This window comes from Actinoplanes sp. NPDC019969 (genome assembly GCF_055562375.1).
In genome coordinates this window covers 332,305-350,317 of sequence record NZ_JBVHFK010000001.1, presented here as the reverse complement: position 1 = coordinate 350,317, position 18,013 = coordinate 332,305, and the positions used below count along the sequence as shown (strand labels likewise).

Sequence of the window (18,013 nt, the reverse complement as noted above, 5' to 3'; positions counted from 1 at the left end):
GGGGCCGAGACGTGCACCCGGGACGGCTGACGGCCCCGTGTTCCCGGCGGGCGGGAACACGGGGGCCGGGGTCAGTCCTCGGTCGGGCCTTCGCCCAGATTGTCCAGCTCGCTGATGTCCCAGTCGGAACGGTTGCGGGCGAAGGCGTCCGGGTCGGCGAAGTCCTCGTCGGTGGGGAGCAGGTCGGGGTGGTCCCACAGGGCGTCCCGGCCGGCCGTGCCACGCTGCTCGGCGACGGCGGTCCACAGCGCCCCGGCCTCCCGCAGGCGGCGTGGGCGCAGCTCCAGGCCGACGAGGGCGGCGAAGGTCTGCTCGGCGGGACCGCCGGCGGCGCGGCGGCGGCGGAAGGCCTCGCCGAGCGCGGCGACCGACGGCAGCCGGTCGGCGGCAGCCGCGTCCACCACGTGACCGACCCAGCCCTCGACTAGAGCGAGCGCGGTCTCCAGCCGGGCCAGGCCGGCTTTCTGCTGCGGGGTGTCCTCGGGCGTGAAGATGCCCTCGAGAGCCATCGCCTGCATCGACTCGGGGTCGGTCGGGTCGACGCGGCTCATCGCCTCCTCGATCGCCTCCCGGTTCACCGTGATGCCGTTGGCATAGGTCTCGACGGCGTTCAGCACGTGCGCGCGCAGCCACGGGACGTGCCCGAAGAGCCGCTGGTGGGCGGCTTCACGCAAGGCCACGTACAGCCGGACCTGGTCCTCGGGAAGCTCGAGGCCGGACCCGTACGCCTTGATGTTGGAAGGGACGAGGGCGGCAGTGCCCGCCGGGCCGAGCGGAAGCCCGATGTCGCCGGCGGAGAGCACCTCGGCCGCGAGCTGGCCGAAGGCCTGGCCGAGCTGACCGCCGAAGAGGGCGCCACCGAGCGTGGCGACCATCGACTGCATCGGGCCGAGCTGGGCACGGGCCTCCTCGGGCACGAGGTCGCCCATCGCGCCGACCATGCGGCCGGCGATCGGCTCGCACAGTTTCTTCCACACGTCGAGAGTGTTGTAGATCCACTCGTTGCGGTTCCAGGCGACGGATTTCTGGATTCCGCTGGGGAGCGCGCACACCGGATCGAGCCAGAGGTCGGCGAGGCGCAGGGCCTCCTCGACCTGGTGGCGCTCCAGGATGTTCACCGCCGGGTCACCGGTCGCCGAGAGCTGGCTGGCGGCGACCTGCCGGGCCAGGTCCCAGTTGACCGGGCCACTGCCGGGGGCAGCGAACATCTGCTGCAGCTGCGCCATGAACTGCTGCATCTGCTGCGGGTCGGAGGGGTCGGGCGGCTGCGCGCCCGGCAGGGAGAAGCCGAACGGGATATCAGGCACGACCCCAACGGTACGCGCGAAAAGCCCGTAGCGGACTGAGGGCGGTATCAGCTCAGAGAGAACTCAGACTGGGTGGGTACGCTCACGCGCATGAGACGTCGCGGTGTCACCGTCATCCTCGGCGCCCTGATCACCGCTCTGCTGGCTGCCGGTGTGATGGTCGCACCGATGCCCTACGTGGTGCTCAAGCCCGGGCCCACCGTCGACACGCTGGGTTCGGCCGACGGGACCGAGGTCATCAAGGTCACCGAGGGTGAGACCTCGCGGTCAGCCGGTCAGTTGCGCCTCACCACGGTGAACGTGCAGTCGCAGGTGGAGCTGGTCTGGGCGATCCGCGGCTGGCTGAGCGACTCCGACGCGGTGGTGCCGCGGGAGCTGATCTACCCGCCGGACCAGAGCGAGAAGCAGGTCCAGGAGCAGAACGCACAGGAGTGGAAGCAGTCGCAGACCAGCGCCGAGACGGTTGCGCTGCGCGAACTGGGGTACCCGGTCCAGATTTATGTGCGTAAGGTCACCTCTGGTGGCGCTGCCGACGGCGCCCTCCAGGCCGACGACGTCATCACCGCCGTCGACGGCACCGCGATCACCAAGCCGGGCCAGGTCACCGAGGTGATCCGGGCCAAGCCGGCCGGGACCGCGCTGTCCGTCTCCTACCTCCGGGGCGGCAAGGCCGGCACCGCACAGGTGACCTCACGGGCCGACGCCAAGGACGGGACGCCGCGGATCGGGGTGGAGATCGACACCCGGCAGCCGCACCCGTTCAAGATCGAGATCGACCTGGACAAGATCGGCGGCCCCAGCGCCGGCCTGATGTTCACCCTCGGCATCGTCGACAAGCTCCGCGCCGAGGACCTCACCGGCGGAAAGACCATCGCGGGCACCGGCACCATCAACGACGACGGCGACGTCGGCCCGATCGGTGGCATCCCGCAGAAACTCGTCGGCGCCAAGCGGGACGGCGCCGAGCTCTTCCTGGTCCCGAAGGACAACTGCGCGGAAGCGCTGCGCAACGCCGTGCCCGGCCTGCCGATGGCGGAGGTGGCCACGGTGGACGACGCGCTCACCGCCCTGAAGACCTTCACCACCGGGGGCATCCCGAAGCCGTGCTCGGCGTCGTGATGCCGCACCGGTGGTGACGGGACAGTTCTGCCGCGTATAGAAGCTGGATGCGACATCGTTAAGGTGAAACACCGGCCAGACGAAGTGTGGAGCCAACGTTGGTCATGCGAAACAGTCCTCTGCCGAGGATGAGCCGGCGCGGTCGCGTGACCGTCGGCGTCCTGGTCGGGGTCTTCATACTCTTCACGCTGCTCGGTTGGGGCATCGACGCCTACACCGACTTCCTGTGGTTCGACGAGGTGGAGAAGACGAACGTCTTCTCCGGCGTGCTGCTCACCCAGCTCGTCCTGTTCCTCGTCGTCGGCGCCGCGATGACCCTCATCGTCGCCGGCAACCTCTACCTGGCGTACCGGTTGCGCCCCCTGCTGCGCCCGCACTCCGCGGAGCAGGCCACCCTGGAGCGCTACCGGATGATCCTGGCGCCCCGGCTGGGCACCTGGATCACCGTGACCGGGCTGGTCATCGGTTTCTTCGCGGGTCTGTCCGCGATGGGCCGGTGGGGCGACTGGATGCTGTTCCGCAACGGTGGCTCGTTCGGGGTCCGCGACCCCGAGTTCAACGTGGATATCGGCTTCTACGTCTTCGACTACCCGATCTGGCGTTACCTGCTGGGCCTCGGCTTCACCGCCGTGGTGCTGTCGGTGATCGGCTCGCTCGCGGTGCACTACATCTTCGGCGGCGTGCGCCTGCAGGGCGTCGGCGACCGGATGACCACCGCGGCCCGCGCCCACCTGACCACGCTGGTCGCCGTCTTCGTCCTGCTCAAGGCCGTGGCGTACGTGCTCGACCGGCGTGCGCTGCTGCTGGAGCAGCACGTGTCCCCGGGGCTGTACGGCGCCGGCTACACCGACGTCAACGCGCTGCTGCCGGCCAAGGAGATCCTCGCCTACATCTCGGTGGTGGTGGCGATCGCGATCATCGTGTTCTCCAACGCGGTGATGCGGAACCTGGTCTGGCCCGGCGTCTCGCTGGCGCTGCTGGCGATCTCGGCGGTCGCGATCGGCGGCATCTACCCGCTGGCCGTGCAGAACTTCCAGGTGAAGCCGAGCCTCGCGGACAAGGAGGCGCCGTACATCAAACGGTCGATCGAGGCGACACGAGACGCCTTCGGGTTGGCGGACACCGAGGTCAGCAGATATCAGGCGACCAGCGGCCAGCCACCCGCGGGCCTGGTGGACGACGCCAGCGCGCAGAACGTGCGGCTGATCGACCCGCAGCTGGTCTCCCAGGCGTTCACCCAGTCCCAGCAGTCCCGCGGCTTCTACGACTTCGGCGAGAAGCTGGACGTCGACCGTTACACCGTCGACGGCAAGACCCAGGACTACGTGGTCGGCGCCCGCGAGATCGCCGACGAGAAGCTCAGCCCGCAGCAGCGCAACTGGATCAACCGGCACACCGTCTACACCCACGGCTACGGCCTGGTGGCGGCGCCGGCCAACGAGGTCTGCGGCACCGGCCTGCCGAACTTCGTCTCCGGGTTCCTCGACGGCCAGCCGCAGGCTCAGGGCGGCTGCACCCCGATGAAGGCCGATGTGATCGAAGCGGAGCAGCCGCGGATCTACTTCGGCGAGCAGTCCACCGAGTACGCGATCGTCGGCCAGAGCGACGAGAACAAGAAGGTCGAGTTCGACCGGCCGCAGGGGCAGAGCGAGAACAGCGGTGAGGTGCTCTACACCTACACCGGCAAGGGCGGCGTCGAGATCGGCTCGTTCTTCCACCGTCTGGTCTTCGCGATCCACAACACCGAGAGCAACTTCCTGCTCTCCGAGGCGGTCAACGAGAACTCGAAGGTGATGTACACCCGTGAGCCGCGCGAGCGGGTCGCGAAGGTGGCGCCGTTCCTCACCATCGACGGGGACCCGTACCCCGCTGTCGTCGACGGGCGGATCCAGTGGATCCTCGACGGCTACACGACTGCCAAGACGTACCCGTACGCCCAGAAGATCAATCTGGCCACCGAGACCCGGGACGAGCTGACCGGGCAGGGCTCGTTCGCGCTGGCCCGGGACGACGTCAACTACATGCGCAACTCGGTCAAGGCGACGGTCGACGCGTACGACGGAACCGTCACCCTGTACGAGTACGACGAGAACGACCCCGTCCTCAAGGCGTGGAACAAGGCGTTCGGCGGTGACCTGATCAAGTCGAAGAAGGAGATCCCGGCCGCCCTCGCCGATCACTTCCGCTACCCGGCCGACCTGTTCAAGGTGCAGCGCAACCTGCTCACCAAGTTCCACGTCACCGACGAGCGCACGTTCTTCTCCGGCGACGACTTCTGGCAGGTGCCGAACGCGCCCGACTCGCCGCAGAGCGGGCTGCAGCCGCCGTTCTACCTGAACGTCAAGCTGCCCGAGCAGGACGAGTCCCGCTTCCAGCTCACCGCCGCTGTCACCCCGTTGAACCGGGAGAACATGGCGGCGCTGGTCTCCGGCTCCTACGTCAGCGGCCAGCCACGGCTGGAGGTGCTCGAACTGCCGGACGGCGCCCCCGTGCCCGGTCCCGTGCAGGTGCACCAGCGGATGGTGAACAACGCCAGCATCTCTCAGCAGCTCGCGCTGCTGACGCGTGGCGGTCAGGCCTCGGTGCTCTACGGCAACCTGATCTCGCTGCCCCTCGGCGACGGCATCCTGTACGTCGAACCGGTATATGTGAAGAGCAGTCAGGCCGGGGCGGCGCCGCTGCTCCAGAAGGTCCTGATGTCGTACGGCGACGGCAACTACGTCGTCCTGGAGAACAACCTGACCGACGGCCTGAAAGCGCTGGTGGCGCTCGGCAAGGCCGGGGCCCCGCCGCCCAGCACGGGCGGTACGGACAACCCGGGCACCACGCCCACCACGCCGGCCTCGCCCTCACCCGGCGCCACCCCGGGCACCCAGCCGCCCACCCAGGTCAGCCCGGCCCTGCTGCAGGCGGCGGCGGACGTCGACAAGGCCATCAGCGACCTGCGGGCGGCCCGGCAGTCCGGCGACTTCGCCAAGGAGGGTGAGGCGCTCAAGGCGCTGGACGACGCGATGAAGCGTTTCCAGGCGGCCAGCGCGGCGGGCGCCGCTCCGGCGCAGAGCACACCGACGAGTCCCAGCCCGGCCGCGGGCGGATGAGTCAGTGGTTCCGGGGGCCGTTTTGCGGCCCCCGGAACCCATGCGCTAGGGTTATCTCAACGACGCGGGGTGGAGCAGCTCGGTAGCTCGCTGGGCTCATAACCCAGAGGTCGCAGGTTCAAATCCTGTCCCCGCTACCAAGTAGTGGAAATACAGAACGCGGTCCGTCATCACGACGGGCCGCGTTTTCTGCTTTCCGGCTCCGGCCATGACAGCGAGCCGGAATCGATGATGCGGAATTCTTCGATCTTTTGTGGAATGCTGAGCCGCCGGCTCTCTGCCGGACTTCTGTCGTTCATCTTCGATCGGAGCTTTCATGCCCCTCAAAAGGCTCCTCGCGACCGCCTGCGTGGCGCTGACCGCGGTCACCGGCGCCCTCGTCGTGGCGTCGGCCGGGCCCGCGACCGCGGCGGTCGCCAACGGCGCGATCTTCAACGACCCGCGTGACGCGGCGCAGCAATACAAGATCCGTGACTACATCCGCGGCCTGATCGACGGCGCCCCGGCCGGATCGGAGATCCGTGTCGCGGTGTACCACGTCAAGGAGCAGGAGACCGTCGACAACCTGATCGCCGCGAAGAAGCGTGGCGTGCACGTCAAGGTCGTCACGGACTCCGTCTCCAAGGACTGGGAGCCGGTCGCCGACCTGAGGACCGCGCTTGGCACGACGGTCAGCACGTCCGCCGGCGCGTCGTACCTCAAGGTGTGCACCACGGGCGGAGCCTGCATCGGCAACCAGGGCACGCCGATCATGCACAACAAGTTCTACCTGTTCTCGAGCACGAACGGCTCGAACAACGTGGTCGTGCAGTCCTCGGCGAACCTGACCGTGACCAACGGGTCGAACATGTGGCAGAACGCGGTCACCTTCGCGGGCAACACCAGCCTGTACAACGCGTACTACGAGTACCACAAGGATCTGGCCGGCGATCAGGCCAAGACCAACAACTACTACCGGACGAACCTGGCCGGCGCCGTGAAGTCGTACTTCTACCCGCGCGCCGGGACGGACAAGACGAGCGACACCATCTACAACATGCTGAACGAGAACGTCGCCTGTGAGGGCAACACCACCGTCGGCACCTCCACCTCGCACCGGACGATCATCCGGATCGCCATGTGGAGCCTGACCCGGCAGGCCATCGCCGACGAGCTGCGTGCCCTCGCCGACAAGAAGTGCTGGGTCGACGTGATCTACACCGAGTCGGACAGCGGCGTGCTGAACAAGCTGCGCAACCACTCCCGGATCGCGCTGTACCAGACGCCGGAGGCCGCCGGTGACTTCGTGCACTCGAAGTACATGCTGATCGAGGGCAAGTACATCGACGACGCGGACAGCAAGTGGGTGCTCACCGGCAGCCACAACTACACCAACCCGGCGCTGCGGGAGAACGACGAGGCGTTCCTGCGCATCGAGTCGGCCGCCATCCACGACCAGTTCCGGGCGAACTTCCGGACCATCCGGGACGTGGCCGTCGCCGACCCGGACTCCCCCGCCGCAGTGGCGTTCAAGAAGTCGGCGTCCGCCTCCGACCTGGACGACTGATCGGCCGGCCCCGGTCCGCGTCAGCGTGGGCCGGGGCCGATTCCGGGGCCGCTTTGGCAGTGCCCCAAGGCGTGCGCTAGTCTTATCAAGTCGACGCGGGGTGGAGCAGCTCGGTAGCTCGCTGGGCTCATAACCCAGAGGTCGCAGGTTCAAATCCTGTCCCCGCTACTTGCGTTAGACGAGGTTGAGAAAGCGGTCCACCGATTCCGGTGGGCCGCTTTCTCGTTCCGGCGTTCTCTCCAGCCGAAACGGCCCTCCGGGATGTCCCGGAGGGCCGCATGGCTGACGGCGTCAGCAGGTGGTGTAACCGTTGCCCGCCTTCGTCCACTTGCAGGTGTCGATCGTCCGGTCGCCCGCGGTGCGCAGGTACGCGGTGTCGGCGGTGTTGCCCCACACGTGGTACTTCTTGGTCCAGTACCGGGTGATGCCGGCGTTCGCGCCGATGCCGGTGCGGATGATCAGGCTGCGTCCCGGGTAGAGGTAGTACTTCGCCAGGATCCGATAGACGTTGCCGGCCGCGTCACGGATCGTCCAGCCGTACAGGTAGACGGTCTTGTTGCTGCGGTTGGTGATCTGGGCGTACTCGCCGTTGATGCTCTTGTTGCTGTTGGTGTCCGTGCCCGGCGCGTTGTACTGGATCCGGGAGAACTGGACGGCGCCGGCCGCCGGGTTCGCCGGGTTGTAGGCCGGCGTCGTGGGCTTCGGCGTGGTCGGCTTCGGCGTGGTCGGCTTCGGGGTCGCCGGCGTGGTGGGCTTCGGCGTGCCCGGAGTCGTCGGCGCCGTGGTCGGGCGTGTGGTCGGCGCCGTGGTCGGGCGTGTGGTCGGCGGCGTCGTCGGGGAAGTGGTCGGCGGCGTGGTGCCCGGCGTTCCGTTGCTTCCGGTGGAGGACGTGAACGTGTTGGTGGTGATCAGGTTGTCCGCGGAGGCGTACGCGGCATCCTTCGGGTCGATGACCCGGGCGCGGTACGTCAGCTGCCCGGTGGGCTGGCCGGTGAGCGTGCCCTGGAACTCGGCCTCGTCGTCACCGTCGTCGTTCGGGCCGCGGGTGCCGCCCTCGCCGGCCGGGCCGTCGGTGTAACCGTCGGCCACCGCGACCCACGAGCTGCCGGACTGCCGCTCGATCAGGACCGGGAACCACGGCTGGTCGGGGCTGGCCCGGTAGCGGTAGGCGACGCTGTTGGCGGCGGCGCCGGGCGTGACGGTGAACTCGCCACCGATCTGGAGGGGCGCCTGGATGATCCGCGAGTACTGGCCCTCGGCCTCGACCGCCCAGACGAAGCCCGAGTCCATGGTGCGGGTGATCGACCACTGGCCGGCGGTGTTCGCCGTGGTGGTGGACGGGTGGTCGTACGCCGTGGCCCGCGCGAGCTCGGCGGGGTTGCTGACGTTCCTGCCCCAGATGTACGCGGCCTCACGCAGGTAGACCGTCGCGCCCGGGGTGGCGGTGCCGGTGAGCACCACGTCACCCCACCCGGTCTTCGCCGGAGCGTTGTTGATGGTCGGCGCCGCGGCCCAGGCCGGCGTGGTGCCGAAGACTCCGGTGCCGGCGATGAGCACGCCCAGAGCGGTACCCACGCCGAAGGTCACTTTCGGTCGTCTGTGCATTTGGTTTGAGATCCTCCGTCGTGAGCGCGGCGAGATGGAGCCGCATTCCCCGACGCTATCGAGAATTGATCGCCGAGGTCATCGTTCATCCCGCCTGCGGACCCTACCTGCTGGTACAGGCCCCTACAGGTGGTCTCGGCATTGCGTGACGAAAATTGCAGAACAATGTTCCGGTGAACTGTGCCGGTTAAGTGGTGGAGATTGCCGTCGACAGTTCCGATGGGCGTTTTCGGTCCACCATCCGCTTCGGCGATACTTATCCGGTGTAGGACCCCAGTTCGACGGAAACGGATCGATGATCACTCTCGCTGCTGACTGTGCTCGTTGCGCTGCGCTCTGCTGTGTGGCGCCGGCCTTCGCGAAGTCGTCCGACTTCGCCCACGACAAGCCCGCCGGCCGCCCCTGCCGCAACCTCGGTGACGACTTCCGGTGCACCATCCACGAGCACCTGGAGCAGCGCGGCTTCCCCGGGTGCGTGGTGTTCGACTGCTTCGGCGCCGGTCAGCGGATCACCCAGGAGACGTTCGGCGGGCGGGACTGGCGGTCGGCGCCGGAGCTGGCCGGGGACATGTTCGCGGTCCTCCCGGTGGTGCGGCTGCTGCACGAGCTGATGTGGTATCTGACCGAGGCGCTGAAACTCGCCGAGGCCCGGCGGCTGCACCCGAAACTGCGGGCCGCGCTGGACGAGACCGATGCGCTCGCCGGCCGTACGGCGGGGGAACTGCGGAAACTGGACGTGGAGGCGTACCGGATGAAGGTCGTCCCGCTTCTGCGCCGGGCCAGCGAGATGGCTCGCGGCCGCGGGCCGGACCACAGCGGGGCGCACCTGATCGGCCGCCGGATGCGCGGCGCCGACCTGCGCAACGCCAGCTTCCGGGGAGCCCTGCTGATCGGCGCGGACCTGCGGGAGGCGGACCTGCGGCGGGCCGACTTCACCGGAGCGGACATGCGGGGTACGGATCTGCGCGGCGCGAATCTAAACGGGGCGCTGTTCCTGACTTCGTCACAGTTGCGTGCCGCAGTGACGGACGCCGATCACCCCTAAGATGGGCGCATGCAGGTGTCCGGTGTGGTGTGGGTGCTGACCGTCCTCGGAATCGTCGGCCTTCTGCTTTTCGACTTCTTCTTCCACGTCCGGAAGGCGCACATCCCGCGCCTGCGTGAGGCGGCACTGTGGACGTCGATCTACGTGTCGATCGCGATCCTGTTCGGGGTCGGCGTGTGGATCTTCGGCGGCTCGACGATGGGCGCGGAGTACTTCGCGGGCTACGTCACCGAGGAGGCGCTCTCGGTCGACAACCTGTTCGTCTTCCTGCTGCTGATGGGCAGTTTCAAGGTGCCCCGCGCCGACCAGCAGAAGGTGCTGCTGTTCGGGATCGTGGTCGCGCTGCTCGCCCGGACCGGGTTCATCCTGCTCGGTTCGGCGCTGATCAACTCGTTCGCCTGGATCTTCTACCTGTTCGGCCTGATCCTGCTGGTCACCGCCGGGAACCTGCTGCGGAGCAAGCACGACGGCGACGAGGAGCCGGACAACTTCGTGATCCGGCTGGCACGCCGGTTCCTGCGCACGTCGGACCACTACGACGGGGACAAGCTGTTCACCTACCAGGACGGCAAGCGGGTGCTCACCCCGATGCTGCTGGTCATGGTGGCGATCGGCGGCACCGACATCCTGTTCGCGCTGGACTCGATCCCGGCCATCTTCGGCCTCACCCAGAACGTCTACCTGGTCTTCACGGCCACCGCGTTCTCCCTGCTCGGGCTCCGGCAGCTGTACTTCCTGATCGACGGCCTGCTGGACCGGCTGGTCTTCCTCTCCTACGGGCTGGCCGCGATCCTCGCCCTGATCGGCGTGAAACTGGTCCTGCACGCCCTGCACGAGAACAACGTGCCGTTCATCAACGGCGGCGAGCCGGTCGACGTGGCCGAGATCCCGACCGTGCTGTCGCTGGCCATCATCATCGGCGTGCTGGTGATCACCGTGATCGCCTCGCTGCTCAGCCCCAAAGGCCGGGCCAGGACGGCGCAGGCGGCGGCCCGGCGGCACGCCACCGAGTTCCTCGACGTCGAGACCGATCCGGCCTACTGCGACGAGATCTACCACAAGCTCCTCGTCGAGGAGGAGAACCTCAAACGGCTGCCGGAGAAGTACCGGGCCCGGGTACGCGCGGAGTCGGAGCTGATGGCGCTGCTGGAGCGGGCGCACCGGGTGCACGACGAACGGGTCGCCGCCGGAAGCTGCTTCGCCGCCCGGACCTGAGCCGCCCGGACCTGAGCCGCCGGGGGCTGACCGTCAGCGGTGCTGGTTGAGGTACGCGGAGAGGTTCGAGCCCTGGCTGTCCGGGGTCTCCGAGACCAGGCTCGCCACCCGGGCGGCCAATGTCGCGGCCCGGGACGCGAGATCCGGCTCGGAGTCCTGCTCGGCGCGCAGGGCCTCCTCGGCACGCATCGCGTCGGCCTCGACGCCGGGGCGGTCGGTGTAGGCGCGCGGACCGGAGACGGGAGCCTCGGCGTAGGCGGCCGGCTCGGCGTGGACCGGAGCCGGGGCGGGGTCCTCGTCGAACGGGGCGGGCACCGGGACCGCGCCGAGCAGCGTCACGGTCTGCCCCTCGCCACCCTGGTAGTTGCTGAACTCCGGGCCGATCACCAGCCGGGACAGCATCCGCGCCTGTGGGGCGGGCACCCCGATCAGGTCCGCGTTCTCCACCCGGAACCGGGCGATCGCCTGCCGCAGCGTGTTGGCCAGATGGTCGGCGTCACCGATCCTGGTCAGGTCGCCGCCGGCGAAGACCAGCGCCGGGAAGGCGCCGTCCGGCCCGGTGCACACCAGCTGGATCTGGGTGACCGTGGCGTTGCGGCCGGTCTCCCGGTTGCCCGGCTGGACCCGCAGGTGCTGCGGCCAGAGCCAGAACAACTCGCCGCTACGCTGCGTCTCCTCGGCGTGGTGCACGTAGCGCACCCGGCGATCGGTGACCAGGACGTCGGTCTCCTCCGGCAGGGTCCACCGGGGCAGCGAGGAGGCCTCGTCGAACGCGTACTCGGCGACAGCGCAGCGGCCGCGCCACAGCACCCGCTCACCGCTGTCCAGCGGTCCGAGGTCCGTGCCCGCGAGGGACAGGAAGTGCTGGTGGAACATGGTTGCCTTCCCCGTGCTCGCCGCGTTCGGAAAAGTGCGGCCGCAACGATTACAACCGGTCACCGGCGGCGTCGCCAGTCACCGGGCGTGGATCACACCCGAACCTGGAAAATCGACACAGGACGGTGATCAGTGATGCACCTACGGCCGATTCAGTGGCTACTTTCGGTTACCGAACAGGCTTTCGGGTGGCAGGGGAGAGGGTACCGCTGCAGCGTCCGGAACGGGAGCCGCACCGCCGGTGAATCGGTCCAGGTCCGTCTCCACCCGGCCGGGGAACCAGTCGCCGGCGGCCCGGCGGGTGAGTTCGGCGATCGGTGGTGGGGTCTGCCCGGCCACCACGACGAGATTGCCGAAACGCCGCCCGCGCAGCACGCCCGCGTCGGCGACCAGGCACGCTTGCGGCAGCGCGGCCCGGATGGTGGCGACCTGCGCGCGGGCGTACCGCAACGGGGGGCCGTCGGCCACGTTGGCGATCAGCCGGCCGGCCGGGTCGAGCACCCGGGCCAGCTGGCCGGCGAACTCGGCGGAGGCCAGGTGGGCGGGGGTGCGGGCGCCGGCGAACACGTCCAGGACCACCACGTCGTACCCGGCGTCGCGCATGCCCTCGACGGCGGCGCGGGCGTCGGCGACCCGTACCCGGATGTTGGCTCCGGCAGGGAACGGAAGCTCGCGGCGGACCAGTTCCACCAGCGGCCCGTCGATCTCGATCACCCGCTGCGCCGAGCCGGGCCGGGTGACCGCGACGTACCGCGGGAGCGTCAGCGCGCCGCCGCCGAGATGCAGCACGCGTAGCGGCCGGCCGGCCGGCGCCGCCAGGTCGATCGCGGCGGCCATCCGCCGTACGTACTCGAATTCCAGGTGGGTGGGGTCGGCCAGATCCACGTGCGACTGCGGGGCGCCGTCCAGCAGCAGCGTCCACGCGGTGTCCCGGTCCGGGTCCGGGACCAGCTCGGCCGTGCCGGACGCGACCGTCTCCACCCGCTTCCGGGACGCCCTCCGCTGTGCCATCCGGAAAGTATCGCCGGTTGCGGATCGGTAGCGCGGCGCGGGGAATCCGCAAGTGACGGCGGAAACTTCCGACGTTCGCCCCCGTGAGCGCACTAGAGCAGACGATGACGCGGCGCAGCGTCGTGGGCGGGATCGCCGCGGCGGGCGCCGCCGCCACCCTGACCACCGGTACGCCCGCCGCCGCTGCCGGGGCCGACCCGGCCGCCGCCCTGTTGCCGTCCGACCCGCTGCTGCACCTGCTGCGCCGGGCCACCTTCGGGCCGAGCCCCGCGTCGATCGCGGAGATCCGCAAGCTGGGCGCCACGGCGTGGCTGGACCGGCAGCTCGCCCCCGCCACGATCGCCGACCCGGTGGCCGGCGGCCTGGTCGCCCGGCTGCCGCTGAGCCGGCTGTCGATCGCCGAGATCCGCGGCCGGGTGTCCGCCGGGACCCTGAAGCAGTACAGCTGGGAGCCGATGTGGCAGCTGTCCTGGGCGGCCGTCGCCCGGTCGATCTGGAGCGAGCGGCAGCTGTTCGAGATGATGGCCGACTTCTGGAGCAACCACCTGAACGTGACGTGCCCGCACGGGGACGTCTGGGACAGCCGGGCCGACTACGACACCACGGTGATCCGCCGGCACGCGCTCGGGAAGTTCTCCGACATGCTGCGGGACGCGGCTCGACACCCGGCGATGCTGACCTACCTGGACAACCGGTACTCGACGAAGGCGGCGCCGAACGAGAACTACGGGCGGGAGCTGCTCGAGCTGCACACCGTGGGGCTGGCGTACGCCGAGGCGGACGTCAAGAACGCGGCCCGGCTGCTGACCGGGCTGACCGTGGACAACGCCACGGGGCGATACAAGTACGACGCGGCGGCGCACGCCGTCGGCGCGGTCCGGGTGCTGGCCTTCCAGCACGCCAACGCGACGACGTCCGGCGGGGAGGCGGCGGCCCTCGCGCTGCTCGACTACCTGGCGCTGCATCAGGCGACGGCCCGCCGGATCGTCACCAAGCTGTGCGTGCGGTTCGTCGCCGACAACCCGCCGGCCACGCTGATCACCACTCTGATCAAGGTGTACCTGGACAACGGGTCGGCGATCGCGCCGGTGCTGCGGGCGCTGTTCACGTCGGCCGAGTTCGCGGCCGCCGTGGGCGCCAAGACCCGGACGCCGATGGAGGACCTGGCGGCGACCGTACGCACCCTCGGGTACGGGCCGGCCACCAGCGGCGTCAAGTTCCTGGAGAGCCTCTACTGGATGGCCCGGGACGCCGGGCACGCGCCGCTGAACTGGGGCCCGCCGAACGGGTATCCGGACGTCGCCGAGGCCTGGGACTCGCCGTCCGGGCTGCTGGTCCGGTGGAACTTCCACCTGTCGATCGCGGCCGGATGGTGGCCGGACACGCTGGTCAAGCCGGCGAACCTGCTCACCGGCACGGTGGGGGCGCTGCCGGCGACGTACGGCCTGCTCATCGAGAGAACCGCCACACGCCTGCTCGGCGTCGCGCCTGCCGCGAAGCAGACCGCCGCCCTTGCCGAATTCTTCGGCAAGACCCCGGCGTCGCCACTGAAGTCGAACGATCCGGCGGCCGGCTGGATGTATCCGTACCTGATGGGGATGTTGCTGAACGCCCCGTCCTTTGCCGTGAGGTGACGATGACTCCTGTTTGTGGGTGTGACGAGAACCAGCGGGTGGGACTGTCCCGGCGGGGTCTGCTCGCGGCGGGCGCGTTCGCCGGGCTGGCCACGGTGGGCCTGGACACCAGCGTGGCGTACGCGGCCGAGCCGGGCTACGCCGGTGACGTGCTGGTGCTGCTGTCGCTGCGCGGTGGGTTCGACGGCCTGTCCGCCGTGGTGCCGGCGGGCGATCCGGCCTATTACACGGCGCGGCCCTCGATCGCCGTACCCAGAGCGCAGTTGATCGGGGGTGGATCCTTCTTCGGTCTGCACCCGGCGCTGGCGCCGCTGCTGCCGTATTGGACCGGCGGGCAGCTCGCCGCGGTGCACGCGGTGGGCCAGCCGGCGCCGAACCGGTCGCACTTCTCGGCCATGGAGGACCTGGAACGGGCCGCTCCCGGCACGTCGATCCGGACCGGCTGGCTGAACCGGATGCTCGGCACGCTCGGCGCGTCCGACCCGTTCCAGGCGGTCGCGATGGGCACCGCGATGCCGGTACGGGCGCTCGCCGGCCCGGCGCCGCACCTGGGCGTGCGTTCGATCGACAAGATGACGCTCACCGGCGACCAGGCCGGGCGGCCGATCGCGGCGACGATGGCGAAGCTCTACGACGGGGCGCCGGCGGTGCTGCGGACCACGGCGGACCGGATGCTCGGCACGCTCGCGCAGGCGGAGCGGCTGCGGACGGCGGGGTACCAGCCGGCCAACGGGGCGGCCTACCCGGCCACCGACCTGGGCGCGGCCCTGCGCGACCTGGCCCGGCTGATCAAGTCGGGATCCGGGCTGATGAGCGCGACGGTGGACTCCGGCGACTGGGACATGCACGAGAACGTCGGCCCGGCGACCTCCGGCCGGCGGATGTACGACCAGCTCAAGGCGCTCGCCACGGCCCTGGCCGCGTTCGCCGCCGACCTGGGGCCGGACGGCCTGCGGCGGGTCACCCTGGTCACCGTCAGCGAGTTCGGCCGCCGGGTGGCGCAGAACGGGTCGGGCGGGCTGGACCACGGCTACGGCAACGCGATGTTCGTCCTGGGCGGCAACGTCAAGGGCGGCAAGGTGTACGGGCAATGGCCCGGCCTGACCACGGAGCAGTTGCGCGACGGCGACCTGGCGGTGACCACCGACTACCGGGCCGTGATCGGGGAGATCCTGCGCGCCCGGTGCGGGGTCGCCGATCTGGCCGGTGTCTTCCCGGGCGTCGGCGCGGCGAACCTGGGGATCGTCACCCCACGCTGAAATCGGCCGAAACGCTCATCCTGGACGAGGATGGGCGATACAACTTGAACCATGTCGAGCAACCTGCTTGCCGAGCTCATCGGCGCTCAGCGGCGGCCGCCCGCGCCGGTCCTCACCCCGGCCGGGCCGCCGCTGCGGATCCGGCGGCACACCTCCGACGAGGGCGCCCCGTTCTGGCGGTGGGACTGCGGCGGCTGCGGTGAGTACGGCGGCGGGCGGCACCACGAGGACGCGGTGACCCGGGCGCTGCGGCACTGCCACGAGCACCCGGACCACCGGTCGTCACTGCTGCCCCCGGTGCGCTGCCGGGAGCCGCACACCTTCCTGCCGTTGCACCCGATGCTCTACGCGCTCGACGACGACCCGCCGCCGGAGCCGCTGGCGATCTGAGCCCGGCGGCCCGACAGGATCCCGGCGACCTTGCGGAACAGCGGGTCGGCCAGCACCTCGGCGAGGTCCGGGCCGAGCGGGATCCGCCAGTTCGGGTACTCGTCGAAGGTGCCCGGCAGGTTCGGCTGACGGCGTTCCAGCAGGACGTCGTGCAGCGACGCGGCGACCAGCCGGCACGGGGTCCGGGCCAGGAACTCGTGCATCGCCACCACCGGATCGTCGTCGTCGCCGGTCAGCAGGCCTTCGGCGCGCAGCCGGTCCAGCAGCAGGTCCCGGTCCTTCGCCCAGTTCGCCCGCTCCTGCTCGACCGGCCCGGCCAGCTGGCCGAGTCTCGCGCGCACCTCGACCTGCTCGCCGGCCAGGAACCCGGCCGCGGTCGGCAGGTCGTGGGTGGAGACGCTGGCCAGCGCGTTCCGCGGATACTTCGCCGCGGGACGGTAGCCGCCGTCGTCGTCCCTGGTGAACCAGAGCACCGCCGAACCCAGCATGTTGGTCCGCTGCAGGCCCTCGGTCACCACCGGCATGACGGTTCCCAGGTCCTCGCCGATCACCACGGCCCCGGCCCGGTATGCCTCCAGCGCCAGGATCCCGAGCATGGCCTCCGGGTCGTAGTGCACGTACGTGCCGTTCGCCGGACCGAGCCCGGCCGGCACCCACCACAGCCGCCACAGCCCGGCGACGTGGTCCACCCGCAGGCCGCGGGCGTGCCGGAAGATCCGCCGGAGCATGTCACGGTAGGCCGCGTACCCGGTCTCGATCAGCCGGTCCGGCCGCCATGCCACCCCGCCCCACTCCTGGCCGAGCTGGTTGAACGCGTCCGGTGGCGCCCCGGTCCGGGCCTCCATCGCCAGCACGTCCTGCAGCAGCCAGCCGTCCGCCCCGCCCGGCTCGACCGCCACCGCCAGGTCGTGCACGATGCCGACCGGCATGTCCCGGGCCGCCTCGCCGGCCGCGTCGAACTGCTCCTCCAGCAGGTTCTGGATCCAGACGTGGAAGGCCACCCGGTCGCCGCGCAGCTCGCGGACCGCCGGCGCGTCGGGGCGGCGCACCTCGGCGGGCCAGGTCCGCCAGTCCGGGCCGTGCTGCTCGGCGAGCACGCAGTACCGGGCGAAGTCGGTCAGCCCCGGGTCACGGTCCAGGTCGACCGGCTCGGCGTGCGGCCAGAGCAGCTCCAGCGCGGCCATCTTGGCGGCGAAGACCGCCTCGTAGTCGATGAGCCCGTTCTCAGCGAGTCCCGGCCGCAGCGCCTCCACCTGTTCCCGCAGCTCCGGCGGGATCGGAAGATCGGACACCCGCAGATAGAGCAGGTTCGCGAACCGGCGGCTGGACGGCGAGTACGGTGACGCCGGCACCGGGCGCACCGGTGTGATCGCGTGCAGCGGGTTCAGCACGACCATCCCGGCGCCCGCCGACCCGGCCACGAAGTCCCGCAGGTCACCGAGGTCGCCCAGCCCCCACGACCCGGCCGAGTGCAGCGTGTAGAGCTGCACCATCCAGCCCCAGGTGTCCGGCGGCTCGGGCAACTCGACCGGCACCACCACCAGCGTGACCTCCTGGTCGCGGCAGCGCAGCTGGTGCCAGCCGAGCGGCAGATCGGCCGGCAGCCGGTCCACCCGCCGGGCCGTGCCGTCCTCGAGCGTCAGCTCGGCCGGCGCGGGAAGCTCCCGGCCGGACCCGGCGCGCAGCACGATCGTCCCGGGCAGCCGGTCGCCGGAGTCGCGGCGGCGGGCCGCGGCGAGCGACTCCCGGACCGCGGCCGGGGTGCCCGCGTCGACGCCCAGCATGCCGAGCACGCCGATCACCGACTCCGCGGCGACCTCGGTCTCCTGGCGTTGCCAGTTCTCGTAATGGGTGGCCACCCCGTGCGCCTCGGCCAGGGCCACCAGATCGGCGTCCATTCCAACCCCT

General features: G+C 70.2%; 12 protein-coding genes, 2 tRNA genes and 1 pseudogene. 10 read left to right on the top strand and 5 right to left on the bottom strand.

Features of this window, described 5'->3' with window-relative positions:
• Positions 1-71: 71 nt before the first annotated feature.
• Positions 72-1,307, bottom strand: a complete 1,236-nt coding sequence (locus ACZ3II_RS01580) for a zinc-dependent metalloprotease (protein WP_465515674.1) — start codon at positions 1,305-1,307, stop codon at positions 72-74.
• Between the two features lie 90 nt (positions 1,308-1,397).
• Between ACZ3II_RS01580 and ACZ3II_RS01575 the strand changes: the two genes are divergently transcribed.
• The 5 genes from ACZ3II_RS01575 (at position 1,398) to ACZ3II_RS01555 (ending at position 7,238) form a co-directional block, all read left to right on the top strand.
• Positions 1,398-2,426 carry a YlbL family protein gene (locus tag ACZ3II_RS01575; RefSeq protein WP_465515673.1) on the top strand — a complete coding sequence of 343 codons (1,029 nt, stop codon included), beginning with the start codon at positions 1,398-1,400 and terminating at the stop codon, positions 2,424-2,426.
• 98 nt (positions 2,427-2,524) lie between these two features.
• Complete coding sequence (locus tag ACZ3II_RS01570; protein ID WP_465515672.1) at positions 2,525-5,524, top strand: UPF0182 family membrane protein; 3,000 nt, start codon at positions 2,525-2,527, stop codon at positions 5,522-5,524.
• 63 nt (positions 5,525-5,587) lie between these two features.
• Positions 5,588-5,664 (top strand) — tRNA-Met (locus ACZ3II_RS01565).
• A 176-nt stretch (positions 5,665-5,840) separates the two neighbouring features.
• Positions 5,841-7,070 carry a phospholipase D-like domain-containing protein gene (locus ACZ3II_RS01560; RefSeq protein ID WP_465515671.1) on the top strand — a complete coding sequence of 410 codons (1,230 nt, stop codon included), beginning with the start codon at positions 5,841-5,843 and terminating at the stop codon, positions 7,068-7,070.
• Between the two features lie 94 nt (positions 7,071-7,164).
• Positions 7,165-7,238, top strand: a tRNA-Met gene (locus tag ACZ3II_RS01555).
• Positions 7,239-7,361: 123 nt separating this feature from the next.
• On the opposite strand, the gene ACZ3II_RS01550 is transcribed toward ACZ3II_RS01555, so the two are convergent.
• A complete protein-coding gene (locus tag ACZ3II_RS01550; RefSeq protein WP_465515670.1) occupies positions 7,362-8,645 on the bottom strand; it encodes a lamin tail domain-containing protein in 1,284 nt (427 codons plus the stop codon).
• 373 nt (positions 8,646-9,018) lie between these two features.
• Here ACZ3II_RS01550 and ACZ3II_RS01545 point away from each other — a divergent pair, with 373 nt between their 5' ends.
• Positions 9,019-9,720: a pentapeptide repeat-containing protein gene (locus ACZ3II_RS01545; protein ID WP_465515669.1), complete on the top strand. Its 702-nt coding sequence runs from the start codon at positions 9,019-9,021 to the stop codon at positions 9,718-9,720.
• A gap of 9 nt (positions 9,721-9,729) precedes the next feature.
• Positions 9,730-10,716, top strand: a pseudogene (locus tag ACZ3II_RS01540) (TerC family protein); the annotation flags it as partial.
• Between the two features lie 252 nt (positions 10,717-10,968).
• On the opposite strand, the gene ACZ3II_RS01535 reads toward ACZ3II_RS01540, so the two are convergent.
• Entirely contained in the window at positions 10,969-11,811 is an 843-nt protein-coding gene (locus ACZ3II_RS01535) for a translation initiation factor 2 (RefSeq protein ID WP_465515668.1), read from the bottom strand.
• A gap of 159 nt (positions 11,812-11,970) precedes the next feature.
• Complete coding sequence (locus ACZ3II_RS01530; protein ID WP_465515667.1) at positions 11,971-12,822, bottom strand: spermidine synthase; 852 nt, start codon at positions 12,820-12,822, stop codon at positions 11,971-11,973.
• A gap of 83 nt (positions 12,823-12,905) precedes the next feature.
• On the opposite strand from ACZ3II_RS01530, the gene ACZ3II_RS01525 reads away from it, so the two are divergent.
• From ACZ3II_RS01525 to ACZ3II_RS01515, 3 genes are read left to right on the top strand one after another with little or no spacing between them, the layout of a single operon-like run.
• Positions 12,906-14,456 (top strand): DUF1800 domain-containing protein, encoded by a 1,551-nt coding sequence (locus ACZ3II_RS01525; RefSeq protein ID WP_465515666.1) that lies wholly within the window; start codon positions 12,906-12,908, stop codon positions 14,454-14,456.
• Positions 14,457-14,494: 38 nt separating this feature from the next.
• Positions 14,495-15,715, top strand: a complete 1,221-nt coding sequence (locus tag ACZ3II_RS01520; RefSeq protein WP_465515665.1) for a DUF1501 domain-containing protein — start codon at positions 14,495-14,497, stop codon at positions 15,713-15,715.
• Between the two features lie 51 nt (positions 15,716-15,766).
• Complete coding sequence (locus ACZ3II_RS01515) at positions 15,767-16,105, top strand: hypothetical protein (RefSeq protein ID WP_465515664.1); 339 nt, start codon at positions 15,767-15,769, stop codon at positions 16,103-16,105.
• On the opposite strand, the gene malQ is transcribed toward ACZ3II_RS01515, so the two are convergent.
• Positions 16,060-18,003 carry a 4-alpha-glucanotransferase gene (gene malQ / locus ACZ3II_RS01510; RefSeq protein ID WP_465515663.1) on the bottom strand — a complete coding sequence of 648 codons (1,944 nt, stop codon included), beginning with the start codon at positions 18,001-18,003 and terminating at the stop codon, positions 16,060-16,062. The two genes, ACZ3II_RS01515 and malQ, sit on opposite strands and share 46 nt — an antisense overlap.
• Positions 18,004-18,013: the final 10 nt, after the last annotated feature.